Source organism: Aliidiomarina celeris (assembly GCF_003316875.1).
Classification (GTDB): domain Bacteria; phylum Pseudomonadota; class Gammaproteobacteria; order Enterobacterales; family Alteromonadaceae; genus Aliidiomarina; species Aliidiomarina celeris.
Window position 1 is genome coordinate 51099 of sequence record NZ_QMIL01000002.1, and the last position, 20789, is coordinate 71887.

A 20789-nucleotide genomic window follows, 5' to 3' on the forward strand; every position below is an offset into this window, starting at 1 on the left:
CAAATCCTACCGTTTTCACACCAAGCACTCCCAATTAACTGTTGCTTATTTGTACGCAATAGTTAGGGGAACGGTTTCGTGCAACTCAATGAAAGACTTTGCACTAACCCAACAAAAAATCCCCAACCCATACAGGCAGGGGATTTTGGTATGAAACTTTATTACTACGCCACAGGGGTTAACGGTCTGTCCATCCTCAGTTCAAGAAAAAATGTCTAAGAATATCTAGAAATGTCTAAACTAATGCTTTTTAGACTTTCTCCAAAACTTTCCGTCAGGCTTGGTACCGCCATTTATTAACAACATCAACAATTTGCTCGATTGTCATCGCCTGTTGCTGCCACCCCTTTTCAAAGTCGATATCATTTGAAAAAGACAGTTGTTCGTCTAGTAAGCATCGAATCAATACTCCCGTAGACAATGTAGCCGCTTGATCAACAAAGACGCCCACAGTGTTGCTTAAGTAATCCTCGAAGCGCCATAGCGCTCGGGCCCAGCTCCACCCATTTTCCAACGAAATAAAAATATATGAAAGTATCGAATCGCCGAAGTTTTTCAGAGTAGATATTTCGGTCAATTGTGCTTTTATTGTCTCGAAATTTACCCATTAAAAATTCTCCCAGCCATATAATCCAGCCGCTGCTTCACCGCTTCCCAGTTTGGCATTACTTGCCCCATGAGCCGGTAAAATCGTTCGCTATGGTTGTGCTCGGCGATATGGCAGAGCTCGTGCAAAATCACATAATCTATACATTCTCTCGGTGCTTTTACGAGCAGTGGGTTTAAGGTGATGCGTCCTTTTGGCGAACAGCTTCCCCACTGAGTTTGCATGGTCAGTACACGAATCGGCGGACGTTGGTCTACCCAAAGGGCTTGCTCTAAAACCGCGTCGAGCCGCTTTTGAAAGAGCTCTTTAGCGCGTGCTTTGTAGAATTCCTCTAGCGCCAACTTCACGCGTTCGGGTTCGTTTTCGCGAACACTTACTTGTATTTGACCGCGTAACAATTTGGCGGAGCGGGGCAGGTGAGGGTTCACTTCAACTTTAAGCACATACTGCTTGCCTAAATAATAGTGGCTCTCACCGCTTACATAGCTACGAGGGGTAATATGCTCAAGTTGCTGCCGAAAGTCCCGCAGCTGCTCATAAACCCAGCGTCCGCGCTTACGAACCGCTTTTAGTACCTCTTGATCGCTTGATTCTGCAGGAGCCAATACGTCAACGGTGCAGTCCGGCTTTACTTTAATCACAACCTTCTGCGCTGCGCTCTTACTGTCTCGCCGGCTAAAGGGAATCCATTCATCGCCGTAATGAAAACCCTGTATGGCGACATTCATTAGCTGTCCAACCGGCCAACACGCACTATCTGCACAATAGACTCGACAATGCGTTTGGCTTGGTCAATGCCGCCACCCAAGCCCTTGCACTCCGAAAAGATAATAGGCAGTAACTTCTTGCGCACATCGGCTTCGATATTTTGTGGGTTAATGGAGTTCTCAGAAACAGCTTGATCCACCACCTCATCTACCTGAAAAGCGAGTTTTGTCCATTTTTCTTGGGTAGTTTCATCCATTATCGCAAAGGCATCCGGGAGGTTTTGCTTGAACACACCGTAATAGCCTTGTGCATGCTTGTTGGTTGCGAACACCTCGGGCATATCGTCAAGCTTACGCGCCTTAACCTGCTCCTCAAACTCATGGAACAACATGTACTGCTTTAAGGGGTGATCAAACAGCTTCTCGGCTTCCTCAATGGCTTGGCGCAGCAGCTTAGAAAATGCTTCTTGCGCATAAGGATCGTCGCGCAGCTCTTGCTCAATCATTTTCGTGACGCGGGTTTTAATAATGTCGGTTTCGTTGCGGGTTTTCTCTTCGCTCCACTCATCCGGCTTTTGCTGTTGCCCCATCTTACCCACTTCATACACACCATCGGAATCTCGCACGCCAACACCCACCACGTGCTTGTCCAGTAGCTTTTTCACATCCGCCGCATAATGGTCATAACTCACGCATTCACCAGCGTCTTGCTGAACCACTTGGCGCAGGCTAGAAAGCTGCTTCACGGTTTCTTTGTATAACGCACGGTCTTTGTCGGTAAAGCTTTTGTCGTCAAAGAAGGTTTTCGATTGCAACGCTACTTTCAAGCAACTGGCAAAATCGCTGAGTGCCTCGTAAAAATCTTCGCGGGTTTTCAAGTTTACATCGACAAATTCACTATCTCTCTCTTCCATGCGAGGTAAGAGCACATGCTTTAGCGCTTCAATGTCGGACTTGTTCTTTACACCATCAAAAATGCTCCCCAAGCGCTTATAAAGCTGCGGCAAACGTTTGTACTCCGTACTCATCTGCTGGTACAAACCATCAATATCATTGATGTCGTAACCACCTTGAGTGCGCGAGGCGAGGTCTTGATAGTCTTGAATGGTGGTGTCGAGCTCAGCAAGAATGCCGCGATAATCAATTAACAAACCGAATTTCTTATCTGGGTGTAAGCGGTTCACTCGCGCTATGGCCTGAATCAGGTTGTGGCCTTTCAACGGCTTGTCGATATAGAGCACCGCATTTCGAGGCTCATCAAAGCCGGTTAATAGCTTATCCACCACTATCAGAAGTTTTAACTGCGGGTCATTGGCAAAGCGCTCTATTAAGTGTTTGGTATAGGTTTGCTCATCGCTGCCGCCAACGGTTTCTTTCCACCACTTGGTAATTTCAGGGGCGCTTTCTTCATCTACCGCAGTATTCCCTTCACGCGTATCCGGCGAGCTCATCACCACGGCCGATTCAAACAAACCCAGCTCGTCCAAGAAGCGTTTGTACTTAATCGCTGCAGCTCTCGAATCGCAACACAGTTGGCCTTTTAAGGTATCGCCAATGTTCTTATCGAAATGATGTGCAATGTCGTAAGCAATTAAACGAATGCGATCATCGGCACCATACACTTGCCCACGTTTCGCAAATTTCTTTTTCAGGTCAGTTTTCTGCTCGTCGCTCAAGCCTTCAGTAATGCGGTCAAACCATGCGTCAATCGCGCGCTCATTCACGTCTAAATCTGGCACACGCTCTTCATATAAAAGGGGCGTCACGGTTTTATCTTCTACCGCTCGTTGCATGGTGTAGGCATGCACTATGGGGCCAAACTTATTGGTGGTTTTATCATCTTTCAGCAGCGGCGTTCCGGTAAATGCTACAAATGCAGCTTTGGGCAAAGCTTGTTCCATACGAATACTGTTTTCGCCGCCTTGGCTACGATGCCCTTCATCAATCAACACAATAATATCGGCACTGGGGTTGAAGCATTCTTTCAGCTTGGTCGCAGAGTTAAACTTTTGAATAAGGGTAAACACAATTCGCTCTTGGCCCTTCCCAATTTGCTCCGCTAAGCGTTTACCCGAGGTAGCCATGGCTGCCTCACGGTCTTTTTTGCTGGCAAGCTCACCGCCAGAAGCAAAAGTTTTTGAGAGTTGGCTTTCTAAATCTACCCGATCCGTCACCACCACCACACGGCACTGTTTTAGCGCCTCATGCAAAATCAAAGTTTTCGATAAAAATACCATGGTGAAGGATTTACCCGAGCCAGTGGTATGCCAAATTACACCGCCTTCACGGCCACCATTGCGTTTACGCATTTGAATGCGCTCAATTAAACGCTTAATACCAAACACTTGCTGATAGCGGCCAACAATTTTGCCGACCTTTTTATCGAAAATGGTGAAATAGCGAATCATGTCGAACAGGCGCTGGCGCGAGAGCAAGCTAATTAACAGGCGATCTTGCCCCGAAAGCATCAATTCGCCACCCGCCACCAAGTTTTGATACCAGGCTAAATCACCAGGGTGTCGATGAGCGAACAGACGATGGGTATCTGCCTCGCTTTGGGTTTTATTCTTCAGCGCCAGCATTTCCGTGTCTGCAATATCCTCTTCGCGCCACGCCGCCCAAAACTTCTCCGGGGTTTCCACCGTGCCATAACGACCATCGCTACCATTAATGGAAAACAACAGTTGGGTATAAGCAAACAAATGAGGAATTTCATCGGGCCGCTGGTTGCGCAAACTTTGTGAAATACCTTCTAACACCGTCGGGCCTTTTTGCGCATTACCATCCGGCCGCTTAGCTTCAATCACTACCAGCGGAAGGCCATTTACGAAACACACAATATCAGGCCGCCGCGAATCAAGCCCATTCGCGCGAGTTACGGAATACTCTTCAGTAAAATGAAATTGATTGTTCGCTAGTTTGTGCCAATCAATCAGCTGAATGGTAGGGCTTATCTTTTTACCATCGACAAATTCGGTAACCGACATGCCATACATCAAGTGGTTATAAATCTGCTCATTGGCATGGCGCAGCCCTTCGTTTAGCGCTGGTGAGCAGATATGGGAAATAATGTTGTCGATAGAGTTATTCGACAGCGAGTGCGCAACACCCGCATGCACAAAGGTGCGTTTGGCGAGAGTTTCACGCAGCACGTCACGCAACACCACTTGGTCTTGCTTGCCGCCGCGCAGGGCCAGCGCCTCACTTGGCGCTAAAAACGCCCACCCCAAATTCGCCAACAGCGCCATGGCTGGAATTTTGGCAGCATATTCTTCCTGAAACTTCGGGGTGTAGCGTTCCATTACCAGTACTCCGGTTTTTTTATTGGTTTTTTCTTTGTCGGGATGGTGTTAGGTAGCTGGCTACTTTCCAACTCTTTAGTCGTTATATACTTTCTCGTCCAATCTGCATAGTTACTAAGCTTAGCATTTGCTGGCCGAGCATTTTCGTGTTGTCGAACCGGGATAATAACGCCGATATGAACGTTCCCATCATAGTCTTCTCGAATGGCTTGCAGCGCTGGAAATATATCAGTGTCATTGGACACAAAAACGATGTGCTCAGCATTTCCTTTTACTACATCTCGATAGGCTGTTAAAGCGATATTAACGTCTGTTTCCTTCTCTTCGAGCTTCCAAACATCAACGCCTTGGCTTTTGTCTGGTGGATTTATGTAGATAGGTAGTTTTGCTTTTTCTAACGAATAATACCCTTTGATAATCTCTATTTTCTCTGGATAACGTGCCTCTAAAGCACGGTGGTAACTTTGCTGAGCTTGACTAGCAAGCTGGCCATTACTCGCAACTTTTGCCTTGATGTCAGCAGTAAAGAACTTTACTTGAATTACCTCTAGCGCCGGATCTTGAACTCGAATAATTTGCTCAACAAATAATTTGTACAAATCAAGCCACTTAAAGGGCGTGTGCTTTAAGCAACCGTAAAAGAGGTTGTAACCATCAACGTAAACTATGGTTTTCATGCAAATTCCTTATGCCAGAAATGAAAAAACCGCCGAGAGGCGGTTTTTTCGCCCCAAATCGAAGCCAACTGAATGACAGCTATAAGGGGTGAGTCGTGCAATAAGTATAGAAAGAACCCCTTCCGGTGTCAATGTTCAAATTTCCATCAATGCAGACAGCATTGCTTATATTTTTTGCCGCTACCACAAGGACATGGCTCATTTCTGCCTATTTTAGGCAAACTGACAACTGGGCTCTGCACCGTCGATTTCGCCATAGCACTAGGGTGAAGGTGCTGGCGTTGATTTAGCCAGTAGGCATGTATCATTTCGGCGCCAAGTTCAATCAAGGGAACATGGGATTGGTGCTCTTTTAAGCTTAGCGCTTCAATCTTGTCGAAATGCTCTTCTTTTCCATGTAGGGCAATAAGCGCAAGGGCTTGCTCAGGCTCTTTCGACATTTCTGGCCAGTTGCCTAAATCGACGCCGCGCATATATCCAAAACACCACTCCTCAACAATCAATACCTGCTGCTTTGATTGTGTGCTCGCTTTAAATAGTGCTGAGAATTCACCCGTATTTTTCGTCATCAACATGTCAACAATGCAGTTCATGTGGCGGATAACCAATGAAATAAAGCGCTTAAACTCGTCTTCGCTTTCCCAGTTCGGGCTATGCGTCTCACCGCCCCAAATAGCCGGCATCCATACACTCGGCGGAATCATATCCGGGCCCGATACCACCGCCGTTAAAAAGCCATCCAGCTCGGAAGCATCAAGCACGGCGTCATCGAGGCCATATTTGTCGAGCATCGCCTCAATAAACTCAAATTCTTCGTCCGACAGATACCCTTTCGGTTGTTCGTTCATATTACTCACTTTTATTTCCTTTGCTGGGTTCTCTTCGCGCCAATACATCGCGCTCGTTAAAAGTTAAGAATTCGTCTAATTTAGTGACCCAGTCTCACAGAAACACCCGATTGTTGCGCGAAGTGAGGCTCGTAATCCTTAGTTCAACCAAAAATCACCACGCACATATTACTGAAAGACTTCAGTGTTTAACCTCACGATTACTTTCATTTCGAACTTGTAAGTAATCCTTACAAGTTGAACGTTCATCCAGTTCAACGTCTTCGTAAACTGAACGTACATGCTGTCTGATTGCTTGCGGTATTAGTTGGTATAGTTCGGCTAATGCTGCTTGAGGAAGCCAGACAATTTCACCTTCAAATCGGCATTGAATTTGAACGCGACCGTCTTCTGCTGAAAAGATTAGAAAGTCGTTCTGATTTTCAGGCAAATACTGCTTTCCCGTCATTCTGACTCCTGCTTCCAAGGCGTAACTCCTTGGAACTCTTGAGGATGAAAAGGCTTTCCAGTTTGAGTGTTTATCCGAGCTATAACTTCTCTGACACCAATATCTGCGATCTTAACTCGGGCAGAATATGAATGACTTTCCTCATCCTCGCAAAGCACTTCAGCTTCAAATACTTTATCTGACCATTCTTGCTCTAGCACATCATCAGCATAGAAACCGACAAAACCATTATTGACGGCAAAATCTTCTGGCTCTTGCCTTGAAATGTGGAAAAGCTCAATCTTATTTTTATCTTCAATACCAATCACGCCCCAGGAACATGGTCTTGAGTCGAGCTGCTGACCATTAAGGTAAAATAGCTCTTCAGTCCATTGAGGGTGCTTTTTCAATCGCGTTTCAAGTGCGCCAATTACAAAGTAATTTTGATCTGCCGATGGATAAATACTTTTATGTATTTTCTTAGACGGTCGTTTTTCACAGCCTTCATTCCAAACGCCCACCTTACGGAGGCGCGAACCTTGATTGCCAAAGCCGAACCAAATACCAGTTCCCTCAATCCATACTCCTTTTCCACCGACAATCTTAACATCACCAAGCTCTGGCTTTTTAGTTTCTGATGAGTCGAGATAAATGGCACAATCGCCGTAATTAAAGTCACCTTCTACTTCTACATCAATAGCACACGAGTAATCATCGGCGTGCTGTCTAACAATCATTCGGTCTTTATCAACCACAATATGAAACGGTGAGACATACATATTTAATCGGTTGATTTTCAGGGTTGCATTATCTTCATTTTTTAATGCATCGAACAGGATTTCGCGAGAGCCGCCTCTAATGACTAATCGGGTACCCTCTTGCTCAACATCCCAAATGTCGGTGGGACCTATCCATTCGTTATCGATTATCTCAAAGAGCTTATTTCCGTTGGAGTCAAAAAACTTACCAGTAACGACATATCCGCCAGAGTCCTCGTCTTTTTTATATGAAAGCACATCGGTTCCATCAATGTTTATAATAGCGCGGTGCTCATTAAATCGACTTTTGCCGATATCCACACGGAGATTCTGGTAGTGATTGACGAAATATTCGTTATCTCGGGGCGGTGCTGTCGAAGCCTCACGCTGAATCTTTTCGTATTGTTTCTGAACAACTTCTTTTGGAAGGCGTTTTTTCGTGACGCTGGAATGACAAGTAGGGCATAGCAGGGCAATGCAGTCAGGGGAGTGCTCTCGAGCATCTTTAAACTCAGGCAGAATATGCTCGTACTGATAAATCGCACTTCGGCAAATAACACAGCCAAACTTCGACCGTTGACGAACTTCGCGTTTCACAGTCGCCGGAATCGTCCTTTTAAGCCCATGTCGATTGGTTTCTGCTGCCATTTCCATTTCCTAAGTCACTTTAACGCGACGCTTGCCTGTTAAGAGCTGCTGCATTAGGGCTTTTTTCTCCTGCTTCAGTGTATCGATCTTTTTCTGTAACGTGGTGATTTCCTGATCGGCGGAGGACAGAACTGTGGCGATTTCTTTTTGTTCTTCCATATCAGGTAAGTAAAGAAGAAAGTTTTTGACCATTCCTGCATTTAGATTTGACTGAGTTCCTTGCTGGCCTTGAAGCTTTATTTTCTCCTTCAAAGAAGTCAAGAAGAAATACAGAAATTCAAAATCAAGCCCAGATTTAGGTCTAATACCTAAAATTGCTTGCGAAGAACTCAGTGGAACTTGCGCTACGCTGCATTCTCCAATGGAGGCGTACATCGCATAAAGAACACTATTCTTCGGGTAAATACGGGCTGATGAGTTTTCCAAGCCAAGTTCAGTAAGGTTTTTTTCAGTTGAAGCAATCCACTTGCCTTGCTTCGTCATGTCAGCAATAGATACCCAAGGAATATTTCCTCCGTAGTATTCTTCGATATTGGATTTTGGCGTACCACCGCTATTCATATCGGCCACAGCACCTAGTTTTACCTTCTTCCACTCCCCACTAAACCGCTCGCCATTCTCATCAAGCAAGCGTGTTTTGCCGGTGAGCAGTTGCTGCATGAGGGCTTTTTTCTGCTGCTGGCTGTTGGCAAGCAGTTGCTCGGTGGTGGTGATGGCCTTATCCCAAGTGGAAAGGATTTCGGCAATTTTCTTTTGTTCAACCAAGGAAGGAATAAGTACTTTTAACGTTAACAGCTCGCTTTTGGTAATATTTTTCATCGAACCGCTAGTGCCTGTCGCTAGTTTTTTTAAGCTGTAGCGTACGTAGCTGGACGATAGCAAATAAGCCAGCCACTTCATGTTCATTTTAGGCTTAGGGATTGTTTGCCATAATTTATCCGGCAAAAATAGATTCGGGTAATCCTCATCAACATAAGCGCTAGCGCCCACGAATGCTTCCGTATTACTTCGACTTATAATTACACGATCCTTTTTAGGATTAATTCTTGCCCGTTCAATTTCTGTTGGGTTTATTACTTTTGCTGCCTTGGCGTCAAATGTTCCATACGATACCGAACTTACTTTCAGGACCGCCTTTTCGTGCTCTCTTACCTCGCGATCTTCACCATTTACGCTTACCCCAGATTCCAAGCCCTCAAGAAGATCTCCGACACACCCTTCTTTCCATCCCTCAGGCACCATAACTCACCTCCTGCGAAAGCTTCCTTGTATTTGTTTGTGCTGCAACCAACACGCCGCATTCCAAAAACACCACATCAACTCGCTCGCACATGGTATACCCCCTGGCGTTCGCGAATTTGCTCCTCTACTTTGCGGCGTTCTCGTTCAAGCTCGCATTGCAACTCTTCTTCGCTAGGTAACACAGTTAGATATTTTGAGGCGAAAAGGTGTTGGCTGTCTTTCAGTACCGAGTATTGCGCAACGGTGTGGTTATGTTCACTGCACAGAATTAAACCAATAGTGGGGTTGTCGTCGGGGCCGCGTTTTTGCTCTTCATACATGCGCACGTACATGTCCATTTGCCCGACGTCTTGGTGGCTCAACTTATTAAGTTTTAAATCGACTAACACGAAGCACTTAAGTACGTAGTTGTAGAACACCAGATCAATGTAGTAATCACCGTCATCGGTGCGAATGCGTTGCTGGCGTTCAACAAAGGCAAAACCTTTGCCCATTTCCATTAAAAAATGCTGCAAGTTACTAATAATGCCTTGCTCTAAATCCGCCTCTTGATATCGGCCTGATTCTAAATTGAGGAAATCGAGAATGTAGGGGTCGCGCAGAAACTCTTTTGGGTCGCTTGCAAGCGCAGTGGTTTTCGCTTCGGCCTCGGCTGCGACTGGTGCTTTGTTTCGGCTAGAAAGCAAACGTTCGTAGTATAGGTTACCTATTTGTCTTTCAAGAGCGCGCACGCTCCAGTTTTGTTGTGCTGCTTCTTTTGCGTACCAGTCTCGCGCTTGCAGATTTGTAACGCGCAGCAAAATACGATGGTGCGTCCAACCCAATTCGGAACGCACTGCGTTCCAAATTGGATTTGCTTGATAAAATGCACGCATATTTCTTAGGTTACGAGGATCAAACCCTTTCCCAAATTCTGCAGTAAGTTGCGCTGATAAAAGTTGAAGCTGTTGCTTGCCATAGGCCGCGCGCTGCTCACCTTGCTGTTCGTGTTCAAGAATAAGCCGCCCCACCTGCCAATAAGTGTGCACCATGGCGGTGTTCACCTGGCGCTTTACTTGCGCACGAGCTTGCTGCACTACCTCGCGAATGCTTAGATACAGTGCACTGGTTTCAGTAGACTTATTCATCAGCCTCACCCTTAGCCCCTAACTTTTCTGGGTTATTTAGCGATTTTTTATCAGCAGACACCAGTCGCCACTCAAGCTTTTTCACATCTTCTTCCGGCGGTAATTCCTCTGGCCGAATACCTCGATTAAGCAATGTTTGGCGCACTGCTTTATTGTTAGTAACGTGCTCACTTGATATCTGCTGCTCACGCGTCATATTTTGGCTGCGGGCATTGTGTATGGTGATTTCAGCGGCAAAATCCGCTAATGGGCGGTTATCCGGCACTTGCCAGCGCGCCTTCATCGCTTGGGTGTTACGCCCAAACAAGGCTGTATCACCTTTGCTACGGATTAAAGCAAAGTTTTCGTTGCCGCCGGTTTGCTCATAAATGACACTAGATAGTTCCGTTTCGGTGGCCGACAGCTTTTGCCGTGCCTGTACTCGCTCTGCCGCCAGTAATCGTTGCTCTATTAGCTCGGCTTTCCGAGTTTGCATGGCAAAGTAAGTTTGCGCAAAGGCAACGGGTTGCTTTCTAGCATCACCGTTTTGGGCAATTAAATAACAGGCATAACGGGTAAGCATTACATCATCGATTTCACGTTGACTACCCGAGCCTAGTTCAACCATTTTCCCGACGTCGGCAAAATGGTCTGAAACCTCATGGCCACTGACTTCGCAAGCTGTTTTAGCTTTAGAAATAACACTGACGAAATTGTCCCATTTTCCGTAGCCCAATAGGTACTGAATATCTCGGGCCAACCAGTATTCCACGCCATCATCTGTGCGTTGCGAGTGGCCCTCAAATGTGGCTGTTAGCGATTGTATTTGTTGCTGTTCCATTGCATACCCTCCTTTATTACTTAGATTGGTAACCTAATTCGCTTAAATAGATTTCCATCTCTTTTTCGAGCTCCGCCAATTCTGCTTTCAGCTTCAAGCGCTCTTCCCGCACCGCCATAAGATCAATTTCTTCCTCTTCCTCAAAGGTGTCCACATAGCGCGGAATGTTGAGGTTGTAATCGTTCTCTTGAATTTCTTCGAGGCTGGCTAGGTAGGCGTATTTGTCCACACTTGCGCGAGCACGGTAGGTATCAACGATTTTCTGAATGTTCTCGTCGCTGAGTTGGTTCTGGTTTTTACCCGATTTGAACTCGCGCGAGGCATCGATAAATAACACTTTTTCGTTATCTTTGTTTTTCTTGAAGAGCAAAATAGCAGCAGGAATACCCGTACCGTAAAACAGTTTTTCCGGTAAACCAATCACTGCATCGAGTAGGTTCTCATCAATGAGTTGCTTGCGAATTTTACCTTCTGAAGAACCGCGGAAAAGTACGCCGTGGGGCACCACTACACCCATACGCCCGCCGTGTTTCGATGACGAGCCTGGTTTTAAGGTTTCAATCATGTGCAGAATAAAAGCGTAATCACCTTTAGTTTTGGGCGGAATGCCACGGCGAAAACGCCCAAACTTATCGTTTTCGGCATCACCATGGCCCCATTTGTCTAAGCTAAAGGGTGGGTTTGCGGTAACGATATCAAACAACATGAGATCGCCGTTTTTATCGAGTAGCTTGGGGTTACGAATGGTATCGCCCCATTCAATTTTGTGGTTGTCTTCGCCATGCAAAAACATGTTCATTTTAGCCAATGACCAGGTTGAGCCAATAGCTTCTTGCCCATACAGCGCGTATTGCTTGCTGCCGTGATTCGCCACTACTTTACGACCACACTTCATCAAGAGTGAACCAGAACCACAAGCAGGATCACAAATGCTGTCGCCCGGTTGCGGGTCGAGTAATTCAGCGATTAAATCCGACACCTCCGGCGGAGTATAAAACTCACCGGCTTTTTGTCCGCCGCTGGCGGCAAAGTTTTTAATCAGGTATTCGTAAGCGTTCCCTATCACATCCAGCGTACCAACGCGGCTAGGTTTAAGGTTCAGCTCAGGTTTAGCGAAATCTTCAAGTAAGTGGCGCAGTATGTCGTTCTTTTGCTTTTCTTCGCCCAATTTGTCGGTGTTAAAGCTGATGTCTTGGAACACGCTTTTACCGGCGTCTTTCAGTTTGGTGCCATTGGCTTCTTCAATAGCATGCAACGCTTGATCAATGCGCTCACCATTGCCCGGCTCATAACGGTGCTCGTACAAGGCATAAAAGCTAGCTTCGCGCGGTAATACGAAGCGTTCATTTTTCATTAGCTCTTCTATTAATTCAGGCACATCGCCATGTTCCGCTTGATACTGTTCGTAGTGGTCTTGCCATACGTCTGAGATGTACTTTAAAAACAGCATGGTAAGGAGAAAGTCTTGATAGGTACCCGCGTTTATTGTTCCACGGAAAGTATCGCAGGCACTCCAAAGGGCTTTGTTGATTGAATCTTGATTGATTTTGTCGTTCATATTAATTCGTCTCCTTGAGTAATTGCTGCAGCACACCGGTTATCATTGCTTCGCGGTTTGCGAGTAGGGCATGCGTAAGCTGCTGTTCCCTTTTCCACATGCTGTTCAACTTTAAAATTTGGTTTTGTTTTTTGAGCGTTGGTAACGGAATTTGTACCTGCTTCACCGCCGATGTTTTCAATAGCATGATATTGGTGCCTTGGCTTTCGCCTACAAGTAAGCGTTGTGTATTCGCTTCATTTAATAACCAACAAAGGAAATCGGCTGACACCTTATTCTTATGTCTTTCTTTCACGGTGATCACCAAAAATTGACTACTCACTACCACAGGTAAACTCTTGTCGTTGGGCTCTATTTTAAAGGCCTTAAGAAAGCTACCTTTCGATGGCAATACAATGCTATCCGCTTCAACAAAAGCTTTAGGCTTACCTTGCCAGTTTATTTGCGGTAGATCACTAGGTGTAATAGCCACAGACTGAGTTTCATCCCAAATTCTACGGGTATCTTTAAGTTGAACGATATGCGCATTGCCATTTTTCACTTCATCGACACGTTCACGAAAGGTAAAGCCCATACGAACATCTGCGATGTTTCCGAGCGGCACGGTATTTGAAATTAATTGGTTTGTCATTGGTCCTCCTTGAGTGCGCCTTCCTTGGCGTTATTATTTATACGACTTTGCGTAAAACCTTTGAAAGCGCTTCATCCAGATCTAAACCAATATCTGAAATTATCCAATCAGCTTTACCAGTCAGTTCGGTCACAATTATTGAAAGTCCTTCTTTAACCGTATTTGCTACCGCTCCACATAATTGGGTTTGAGTGAGATCTGATTGCAGAGTCCAAGAAGAATCAAGCACCTGAACTGCTCTACCTAGCTCTTTAATTTTAAATTCTAATGCTTCCCGAAAACTTTCATCGGTTAGTTCGTACGTAATCTGATATAATTTTTTCATTCATTTACCTCTCTAATTTTAAAGGGTTAGTGGGAAATGAAGGCTATGACAGGTGGCCGCCTGTCATAGCACCTCTACAATACAATTGTTACAGTAACAACAATACAGCACTAAAAGTAGACTGCAAATGAAGAGTTGTCAAATTTTATTTTGCAGTAATATCTCTACTGAGCTTCGCTTCTTGTGAGCTGTAGGAACGTCACTTCATGCTTGGAAACGCCAAGGTTATCCATAACACTCTGATGATGTAGCTTTTCACCTTGTGAGAAATAGCTAATATGCCAGTGTGGTTTGCCAACACGTGTCGCATCAATTACAGCTTCGAAATAGGGGATATCTACGCTTGATAGTGAGTGGCCCCAAACGTAAATATTTGTGATTTCAGCCAAACGCTCCATAAAATCGTTATGTTTAATAAGTAGGCTATCTGTTGGTTTGAAGGTGGCTTGAAAATAGTTTTTTATGATGTCCTGACCTTCTATTGTGCGGACATCATGATCATCACTCGCGTGATTCTCTTGCGATTCAATACGGCTCTGTGGGTTCCAGCCATGCCCTAGAATAATCTCTTCTTCGCCACCATTGTTAATAGAGCCATGAATATGCAGAATTTGGTCATCTGGGATAGCGTAAAAGTCTTGCAGTACGGGCGTGTAATTAAAGTTCAAGAACAAGCTCGGGTTGACAATGCGGAGCTTTAAACTTTCATCCATTGCGCTCATATCAATGTCACACAGCCAAGCATAAAAGTGCTCTTTAAGCTCTGAAGATAACGGCTCAACTATCCTACTAATTTCTAACTGGTAATCATGATGAAAGGAGTCGCTCCAATCATCGGCACCGTAAGACTTTAAAAAATAGCTAGCTTCGTCAACAACAGTATCTTCGTCAAAGTTCGCGAATGCTTCTTCTAAATTGGACCAGTTCCCTTGTAAATTGCACAGGTACTTTTCTGCGACCTCAACAAGCTGCGGTTTTCGCATTAAAACATAGACCCGGAAATCTTCGAACCGCGTGGGCAGTCCGTGGTAAAGATCGAAGCCGTTACCGAGAATGTATAGATTCGTACTTTGCTCCCTCTGTCTTCTCTACCTTTAGACATTAAGGAGTTGTACTTGTCCATGAATTTGCAGCACAACGACAAATCCCCTACCAAACCTCAGGATTCGCGCAGGGGATTTTTTAGCTGATACAGTGCGCGGCAGTGCCGCGCTTACCGGTGGGCGCCTACTCTACGGTTACACTCTTAGCTAAATTGCGCGGTTGGTCTACGTCGGTGCCTTTGATGATAGCAACGTAGTAGCTCAATAGCTGCAAAGGCAGGGTGTAGAGTATGGGGGCGATGATTTCGTCTACGTGCGCAATGTTGATCACGTGCATGGTGTCGTCGCTTTCGAAGTGTGCGTCGCGGTCGGCGAACACATACATAATACCGCCACGGGCGCGCACTTCTTCTACGTTAGATTTCAGCTTTTCAAGTAATTCGTTATTCGGCGCTACCACAATTACGGGCATGTAGGCGTCGATAAGCGCTAATGGTCCATGCTTGAGTTCACCCGCAGCGTAGGCTTCAGCATGAATGTAGCTGATTTCCTTGAGCTTGAGCGCTCCTTCCATAGCGATAGGGTATTGATCGCCACGACCCAAGAACAAGCTGTGATCTTTATCGGCAAACTCTTCCGCGAGCTCTTCAATTTCCTGGGTAATGGCCAATGCTTCTTCGAGCTTGCTGGGCAAAGACGCGAGTGCACGGGCAATGCGGGCTTCTACTGCGGCGTCTACGCCGTTTGCCTTGCCTAACGCGGCTACGAGCATAAGCAAGCCGGCAAGCTGGGTGGTGAACGCTTTGGTAGACGCTACACCAATTTCTGCGCCGGCTTTCGTGAGGAATGCTAAGTCTGATTCGCGCACCATGGAGGAGCTGGCCACGTTACATACCGTTAGCGTAGAGCGGTAGCCGAGTGTTTTCGCAAGACGTAACGCCGCCAAGGTGTCAGCGGTTTCGCCCGACTGAGAAATGGTGACGAGTAGGCTGCCGGGAAACACATGTGACTTGCGGTAACGGAACTCAGAGGCTATTTCCACATTACAAGACACACCCGCATATTCCTCCAGCCAATAACGCGCCACCATACCGGCGTGGTAACTGGTACCGCAGGCCACAATTTGCACATGGCGAATATCACGGAAAATGGCTTCGGCGTCTTCACCAAAGGCGTCGAGGGCAATTTTGTCGCCATTTACGCGGCCTTCAAGAGTATTACGCACAGCGATTGGCTGCTCGTGAATTTCTTTGAGCATGAAGTGGCGATACTCACCTTTTCCGCCAGCGTCGTACTGTAATTCAGACACAATAGCTTCGCGCTCTACTTGCGCGCCAGTGTGGTCGAAAATGGTCACAGCTTCTCGCGTTACCGACGCCACATCGCCTTCTTCAAGATAAATAAAGTTGCGTGTTACAGGTAGCAGGGCAAGTTGGTCAGACGCAATAAAGTTTTCACCAATACCTAAGCCAATTACTAAGGGGCTGCCTGAACGAGCTACCACTAAATGACCCGGATCTTGTTGGTCCATGATCACCGTACCGTAAGCACCTTCCAGCTTTTTCACTGCGGCCTTTACCGCGTTCAACAAGTTGCCTTGAGTTTTCAGTTCTTCATGAACCAAATGGCAAATTACTTCGGTGTCGGTGTCGGAATTAAAGGTGTAACCGAGCCCTTGCAGTTCTTTACGCAAGCTTTCATGGTTTTCAATAATACCGTTGTGCACTACCGCAATGCGGTTCGAGCTTAAATGCGGGTGGGCGTTGGCTTCGGTCACGCCACCGTGGGTTGCCCAGCGCGTGTGCGCTATGCCGGCAAAACCATTAATGCCGGTTTCGGCTTGCGCTTGTGTAAGCTCTTGAACTTTACCCACACGGCGTAACTGCTCGAGACCCTTGTCGTTTAACACCGCAATGCCCGCCGAGTCATAACCGCGGTATTCCAACCGGCGCAATCCTTCCAATAAAATGTCCGCAACGCGGCGCTCAGCAGTTGCTCCTACAATTCCACACATACGCTTTCGGTACTCCCTTAACTGTTTTTTTCGGGCCGTTTCCAGCCATGAATATTGCGTTGCTTTGCCCGCCCAACGGCGAGGGTTTTATCTTCTACTGCGCTGGTAATTACTGAGCCAGCGCCTGTGGTTGCATAGTTACCAATAGTAACGGGGGCAACCAATGAACTATTTGAACCAATAAAAGCGTGGTCGCCAATAATGGTTTGGTGTTTATTAACGCCGTCGTAATTGCAGGTAATGGTGCCCGCGCCAATGTTCGCGCCTGCACCCACGGTGGTGTCGCCTAAATAGGTTAAATGGCCGGCTTTTGCGCCTTCGCCAAGGTAGCTTTTCTTCATTTCAACAAAGTTACCTACGGCAGCGTTCTTTGCCAATTCAGCACCGGGCCGCAACCGTGCAAACGGCCCTGCTTGAGCACCCTCTGCCAGCACAGCACCTTCAATAATTGAGTTCGCCTTAATACGCACGCCGTTGCCAAGTGTGCAGTCACGAAGAATACAATTGGCTTCAATTACAACGCCTTCACCCAGCACGACCTTGCCTTCAAAAATTACGTTTACGTCTACCACTACGTCGTTGCCAATTTCAACGCTACCACGAACATCAATGCGCGTAGGGTCCATAAGGGTGGCGCCGTTCAGCATTAACGCTTCGGCTTGGCGCTGCTGGTAGGCGCGCTCTAGTGCGGCCAACTGCACGCGATTGTTCGCACCTTCTACCTCGGCAATGCTGCTTGGTTGTGCAGTAGCAATTTCCACACCTTCTTGTTCTGCCATAGCCACAATGTCGGTAAGGTAGTATTCACCCTGCGCATTATTGTTATTTAATGCAGAAAGCCATCGCTTCAGTGCCTTGCCGTCGGCCGCCATGATTCCAGTGTTTACTTCCTGAATGGTGTGTTGCTCGGGCGTTGCGTCTTTGTGTTCCACTATGCCGAGTACTTTACCTTCGGTGCTGCGAACAATGCGGCCATAACCACTGGGGTCGGGTAGGGTAACGGTCAGCAAGGCTAAGGCGCTGTCGCCTTTCGCTGCAAGCAGGCGCTCTAGTGTTTCTTTGCGTGTTAAGGGCACATCGCCATACAGAATAAGTACGGTGTCGTTATCTGCAATGGCAGGAATGGCTTGTTGCACCGCATGGCCAGTGCCAAGCTGCTCCGCTTGTTCGATCCAGTTTACTGGGTAGCTCGCTAGACGTTGCTTGAGCTGCTCTGCGCCATGGCCAAAAATAAGTTGCGTTGCGCTGGCGCCAAGTTGCTGCGCGGTTTCAATTACATGGGCCACCATTGGCTTATGGGCAACCGGATGGAGTACTTTGGGTAAATTAGAGCGCATTCGCGTGCCTTTACCGGCGGCGAGTATGACAACATTGAGAGCAGGACCCTGTGCGGGGGAGTTCATAGCCAAATCCTTGGGGCGTTTAGTTTGTGTTAAAAAAAAGACATTTTAGCAGTGTTTGTTACATCTTGAAACGCTTTAAATAGCGCTATTTGTGGGCTTTTCAAAGAATTAATACTACTATTCTACGGCATTTAACCATAAGGAGAAATTATGCGTAAATCTTTGGTTGTTTTGGCAATTATAGCTGCTACTAGTATTAGCGGCGCGGCGCTTGCAGACGTTCAGGAGCGTAAATTTAGTGTTGGTGTAAGCTCATACGCTACTAGCGTAGACTTCCCACAAGGTACAGACGATGCTTCAGGCATTGGCCTCACTGCCACGGCAGTATTCAACACTCTCGGTGTTGGCCATTTGGGCCTCATGGCAAACTACGCAGCCATGGAACATGATCAAGTAAACGCTATTGACGTAACAAACTTTGATGCGAGCCTTATTTGGGGTAAAAACCTTGCTACCGAAGGCTTCAAATTTTACGTTGGCGGCGGATTCTTCAGCGAGAAATGGGAAGCGGGCAATTTATTAAATGAAACCTTCTCTGGCGCGCAACTTACTGGCGGCATTGGCTACAACTTCGACCGTATTGCGCTTGACTTATTTGTGACCGCTCGCCCTGGAAGTGGTTACAAATTTCAAGGTACCGAAGCCGACGGTGCTGCAACGGCAGGTTTAAGCATTAGCTACCGCTTCTAAATTTTAGTTGTAAATTGAATGTGCAGGCGCTAAGGATGGCGCACAAAAAACCCGGCGAAAGCCGGGTTTTTTTATAAAAACGCCTTTGCGAACCTGTTATTTGCCTTTGCGTTTCTTCAGTTGCTGGAGTACCCGCAACTGCGCCATTGCGCGAGCTAGTTCAGCGGCTGCTTCCGCATACGACATATCCGGCGACGAATGTGCCAATGCTTCTTGAGCTTGTTTAATTGCTTGCTGTGCAGCTTGCTCGTCGAGATCACCACCGCGAACGGCGGTGTCTGACAACACGGTTACCACTTCAGGCTGAACTTCCATTACACCACCTGCGATGTAAAAAAGCTCTTCTTCGCCCGCTTCAGTAACCACGCGAACCATGCCAGGTTTCAAGGCGGTGAGTAACGGAGTGTGGCCCGGTAAAATACCCAGTTCACCTTCGCTACCGGTCACCTGGATTGACTGCACTGAGCCCGAGAAGAGTTGGTCTTCTGCGCTCACTACATCCAGACGTACTGTTGATACCGCCATTACAAACCTCCCGTTCGATTACATTTTGTTGGCTTTTTCGATCGCTTCGTCGATGGTGCCAACCATGTAAAACGCCTGCTCTGGCATGCTGTCGTATTCACCGTCTAAAATTCCCTTAAAGCCAGCTATGGTGTCTTTCAACGACACATACTTGCCTGGAGAACCGGTAAATACTTCAGCTACGAAGAACGGCTGAGATAAGAAACGCTGAATCTTACGTGCACGGGCTACAACTTGCTTGTCTTCTTCAGACAGCTCATCCATACCCAAGATCGCGATAATGTCTTTCAACTCTTTGTAGCGTTGCAATACTGTTTGCACGCCACGCGCTACGTCGTAATGCTCTTGACCAATGACTTGTGGGTCGAGCTGACGCGACGTTGAGTCAAGCGGGTCAACCGCAGGGTAAATACCCAAAGACGCGATGTCACGCGACAATACAACCGTTGCGTCTAAGTGCGCAAAGGTGGTTGCTGGTGACGGGTCAGTCAAGTCATCCGCAGGTACGTATACCGCTTGGATTGACGTGATTGAACCTGTTTTGGTTGACGTAATACGCTCTTGCAGTACACCCATTTCTTCTGCCAATGTAGGCTGATAACCTACCGCTGAAGGCATACGGCCAAGAAGTGCAGACACTTCGGTACCGGCTAGGGTGTAACGGTAGATGTTATCTACGAAGAACAGAACGTCGCGACCTTCGTCACGGAATTTTTCCGCGATGGTCAAACCGGTTAATGCTACGCGCAAACGGTTACCCGGTGGCTCGTTCATTTGGCCGTACACGAGCGCTACTTTATCAAGTACGTTCGAGTCGTTCATTTCATGGTAGAAGTCGTTACCCTCACGAGTACGCTCACCAACACCCGCGAATACAGAGTAACCACTGTGCTCAATCGCGATATTACGAATAAGCTCCATCATGTTTACGGTTTTACCTACACCCGCACCACCGAACAAACCTACTTTACCACCCTTAGCGAATGGGCAAATGAGGTCGATTACTTTAATGCCGGTTTCCAGCAGCTCAATAGAGCTCGACTGGTCTTCATACGAAGGCGCTTCACGGTGAATAGACATACGCTCTTCTTCACCAATGTCGCCTGCTTCGTCGATAGGCTCGCCCAGCACGTTCATAATACGCCCTAGGGTTGCTTTACCAACGGGAACCATAATAGGTTCGCCAGTGTTTTCTACATTCAGGCCACGACGTAAACCGTCTGTGGTACCCAAAGCGATGGTACGAACCACGCCGCCACCTAACTGTTGCTGAACTTCAAGCGTTAATCCGCTTAAATCACCTTCAGTTACGCGCAGTGCGTCGTAGATCTTTGGAACGCTGTCTTGTGGAAATTCGATATCCACAACCGCGCCAATGATTTGCACGACCTTACCTTGACTCATGACTTATCCTCTAAATTGCAAAATCTTTCGACC

The 20789-nt window shown here is 46.8% G+C and carries 18 protein-coding genes; 1 reads left to right on the forward strand and 17 read right to left on the reverse strand.

Annotation, left to right across the window (positions count from 1 at the left end; all coding sequences use genetic code 11):
* Positions 1 to 600: 600 nt before the first annotated feature.
* The 15 genes from DQW12_RS04475 to glmU all read right to left on the reverse strand — a co-directional run bounded on the left by DQW12_RS04475 (position 601) and on the right by glmU (position 18137).
* Entirely contained in the window at positions 601 to 1335 is a 735-nt protein-coding gene (locus tag DQW12_RS04475) for a M48 family metallopeptidase (protein WP_113906663.1), read from the reverse strand.
* Entirely contained in the window at positions 1335 to 4616 is a 3282-nt protein-coding gene (locus tag DQW12_RS04480) for a type I restriction endonuclease subunit R (protein ID WP_113906664.1), read from the reverse strand. The genes DQW12_RS04475 and DQW12_RS04480 overlap by 1 nt, the downstream gene beginning before the upstream one ends.
* Positions 4616 to 5293 carry an NYN domain-containing protein gene (locus tag DQW12_RS04485; protein WP_113906665.1) on the reverse strand — a complete coding sequence of 226 codons (678 nt, stop codon included), beginning with the start codon at positions 5291 to 5293 and terminating at the stop codon, positions 4616 to 4618. Before DQW12_RS04485 ends, DQW12_RS04480 begins: the two co-directional genes overlap by 1 nt.
* Before the next feature lie 146 nt (positions 5294 to 5439).
* Positions 5440 to 6141, reverse strand: a complete 702-nt coding sequence (locus DQW12_RS04490) for a UPF0149 family protein (RefSeq protein ID WP_232819919.1) — start codon at positions 6139 to 6141, stop codon at positions 5440 to 5442.
* A 181-nt stretch (positions 6142 to 6322) separates the two neighbouring features.
* Entirely contained in the window at positions 6323 to 6589 is a 267-nt protein-coding gene (locus DQW12_RS04495) for a virulence RhuM family protein (protein ID WP_113906667.1), read from the reverse strand.
* Positions 6586 to 7974 carry an HNH endonuclease gene (locus DQW12_RS04500; RefSeq protein WP_113906668.1) on the reverse strand — a complete coding sequence of 463 codons (1389 nt, stop codon included), beginning with the start codon at positions 7972 to 7974 and terminating at the stop codon, positions 6586 to 6588. The genes DQW12_RS04495 and DQW12_RS04500 overlap by 4 nt, the downstream gene beginning before the upstream one ends.
* Positions 7975 to 7983: 9 nt before the next feature.
* The gene (locus DQW12_RS04505) at positions 7984 to 9216 is read right to left on the reverse strand and encodes a restriction endonuclease subunit S (RefSeq protein ID WP_113906669.1); all 1233 of its coding nucleotides are present in this window, start codon (positions 9214 to 9216) and stop codon (positions 7984 to 7986) included.
* A 74-nt stretch (positions 9217 to 9290) separates the two neighbouring features.
* Positions 9291 to 10343, reverse strand: coding sequence for a PDDEXK nuclease domain-containing protein (locus DQW12_RS04510; protein ID WP_113906670.1), 1053 nt, complete (start codon positions 10341 to 10343; stop codon positions 9291 to 9293).
* Positions 10336 to 11163, reverse strand: coding sequence for a DNA damage-inducible protein D (dinD, locus tag DQW12_RS04515; RefSeq protein ID WP_113906671.1), 828 nt, complete (start codon positions 11161 to 11163; stop codon positions 10336 to 10338). Before dinD ends, DQW12_RS04510 begins: the two co-directional genes overlap by 8 nt.
* A gap of 16 nt (positions 11164 to 11179) precedes the next feature.
* Positions 11180 to 12721: a type I restriction-modification system subunit M gene (locus tag DQW12_RS04520; RefSeq protein WP_113906672.1), complete on the reverse strand. Its 1542-nt coding sequence runs from the start codon at positions 12719 to 12721 to the stop codon at positions 11180 to 11182.
* A gap of 1 nt (position 12722) precedes the next feature.
* Entirely contained in the window at positions 12723 to 13352 is a 630-nt protein-coding gene (locus DQW12_RS04525) for a restriction endonuclease subunit S (RefSeq protein ID WP_113906673.1), read from the reverse strand.
* A 37-nt stretch (positions 13353 to 13389) separates the two neighbouring features.
* Positions 13390 to 13677 carry a hypothetical protein gene (locus DQW12_RS04530; RefSeq protein WP_113906674.1) on the reverse strand — a complete coding sequence of 96 codons (288 nt, stop codon included), beginning with the start codon at positions 13675 to 13677 and terminating at the stop codon, positions 13390 to 13392.
* A gap of 164 nt (positions 13678 to 13841) precedes the next feature.
* Positions 13842 to 14732 carry a bacteriophage abortive infection AbiH family protein gene (locus DQW12_RS04535; RefSeq protein WP_113906675.1) on the reverse strand — a complete coding sequence of 297 codons (891 nt, stop codon included), beginning with the start codon at positions 14730 to 14732 and terminating at the stop codon, positions 13842 to 13844.
* A gap of 172 nt (positions 14733 to 14904) precedes the next feature.
* Entirely contained in the window at positions 14905 to 16734 is a 1830-nt protein-coding gene (gene glmS / locus DQW12_RS04540) for a glutamine--fructose-6-phosphate transaminase (isomerizing) (RefSeq protein ID WP_113906676.1), read from the reverse strand.
* Between the two features lie 17 nt (positions 16735 to 16751).
* Positions 16752 to 18137, reverse strand: coding sequence for a bifunctional UDP-N-acetylglucosamine diphosphorylase/glucosamine-1-phosphate N-acetyltransferase GlmU (gene glmU / locus DQW12_RS04545; RefSeq protein ID WP_113906677.1), 1386 nt, complete (start codon positions 18135 to 18137; stop codon positions 16752 to 16754).
* A 150-nt stretch (positions 18138 to 18287) separates the two neighbouring features.
* On the opposite strand from glmU, the gene DQW12_RS04550 reads away from it, so the two are divergent.
* Positions 18288 to 18827: a hypothetical protein gene (locus DQW12_RS04550; RefSeq protein WP_113906678.1), complete on the forward strand. Its 540-nt coding sequence runs from the start codon at positions 18288 to 18290 to the stop codon at positions 18825 to 18827.
* 96 nt (positions 18828 to 18923) lie between these two features.
* Here DQW12_RS04550 and DQW12_RS04555 read toward each other — a convergent pair whose 3' ends face one another.
* Together DQW12_RS04555 and atpD are read right to left on the reverse strand one after the other, a co-directional pair.
* Positions 18924 to 19352 (reverse strand): F0F1 ATP synthase subunit epsilon, encoded by a 429-nt coding sequence (locus DQW12_RS04555; RefSeq protein ID WP_113906679.1) that lies wholly within the window; start codon positions 19350 to 19352, stop codon positions 18924 to 18926.
* A gap of 18 nt (positions 19353 to 19370) precedes the next feature.
* Positions 19371 to 20756 carry a F0F1 ATP synthase subunit beta gene (gene atpD, locus DQW12_RS04560; RefSeq protein ID WP_113906680.1) on the reverse strand — a complete coding sequence of 462 codons (1386 nt, stop codon included), beginning with the start codon at positions 20754 to 20756 and terminating at the stop codon, positions 19371 to 19373.
* Between the last annotated feature and the right edge of the window lie 33 nt (positions 20757 to 20789).

Coding starts and splice junctions, on each gene's coding strand:
- DQW12_RS04475 (WP_113906663.1), bottom strand. CDS start 1,335: ATGAATGTCGCCATACAGGGTTTTCATTACGGCGATGAATGGATTCCC.
- DQW12_RS04480 (WP_113906664.1), bottom strand. CDS start 4,616: ATGGAACGCTACACCCCGAAGTTTCAGGAAGAATATGCTGCCAAAATT.
- DQW12_RS04485 (WP_113906665.1), bottom strand. CDS start 5,293: ATGAAAACCATAGTTTACGTTGATGGTTACAACCTCTTTTACGGTTGC.
- DQW12_RS04490 (WP_232819919.1), bottom strand. CDS start 6,141: ATGAACGAACAACCGAAAGGGTATCTGTCGGACGAAGAATTTGAGTTT.
- DQW12_RS04495 (WP_113906667.1), bottom strand. CDS start 6,589: ATGACGGGAAAGCAGTATTTGCCTGAAAATCAGAACGACTTTCTAATC.
- DQW12_RS04500 (WP_113906668.1), bottom strand. CDS start 7,974: ATGGCAGCAGAAACCAATCGACATGGGCTTAAAAGGACGATTCCGGCG.
- DQW12_RS04505 (WP_113906669.1), bottom strand. CDS start 9,216: ATGGTGCCTGAGGGATGGAAAGAAGGGTGTGTCGGAGATCTTCTTGAG.
- DQW12_RS04510 (WP_113906670.1), bottom strand. CDS start 10,343: ATGAATAAGTCTACTGAAACCAGTGCACTGTATCTAAGCATTCGCGAG.
- dinD (WP_113906671.1), bottom strand. CDS start 11,163: ATGGAACAGCAACAAATACAATCGCTAACAGCCACATTTGAGGGCCAC.
- DQW12_RS04520 (WP_113906672.1), bottom strand. CDS start 12,721: ATGAACGACAAAATCAATCAAGATTCAATCAACAAAGCCCTTTGGAGT.
- DQW12_RS04525 (WP_113906673.1), bottom strand. CDS start 13,352: ATGACAAACCAATTAATTTCAAATACCGTGCCGCTCGGAAACATCGCA.
- DQW12_RS04530 (WP_113906674.1), bottom strand. CDS start 13,677: ATGAAAAAATTATATCAGATTACGTACGAACTAACCGATGAAAGTTTT.
- glmS (WP_113906676.1), bottom strand. CDS start 16,734: ATGTGTGGAATTGTAGGAGCAACTGCTGAGCGCCGCGTTGCGGACATT.
- glmU (WP_113906677.1), bottom strand. CDS start 18,137: ATGAACTCCCCCGCACAGGGTCCTGCTCTCAATGTTGTCATACTCGCC.
- DQW12_RS04550 (WP_113906678.1), top strand. CDS start 18,288: ATGCGTAAATCTTTGGTTGTTTTGGCAATTATAGCTGCTACTAGTATT.
- DQW12_RS04555 (WP_113906679.1), bottom strand. CDS start 19,352: ATGGCGGTATCAACAGTACGTCTGGATGTAGTGAGCGCAGAAGACCAA.
- atpD (WP_113906680.1), bottom strand. CDS start 20,756: ATGAGTCAAGGTAAGGTCGTGCAAATCATTGGCGCGGTTGTGGATATC.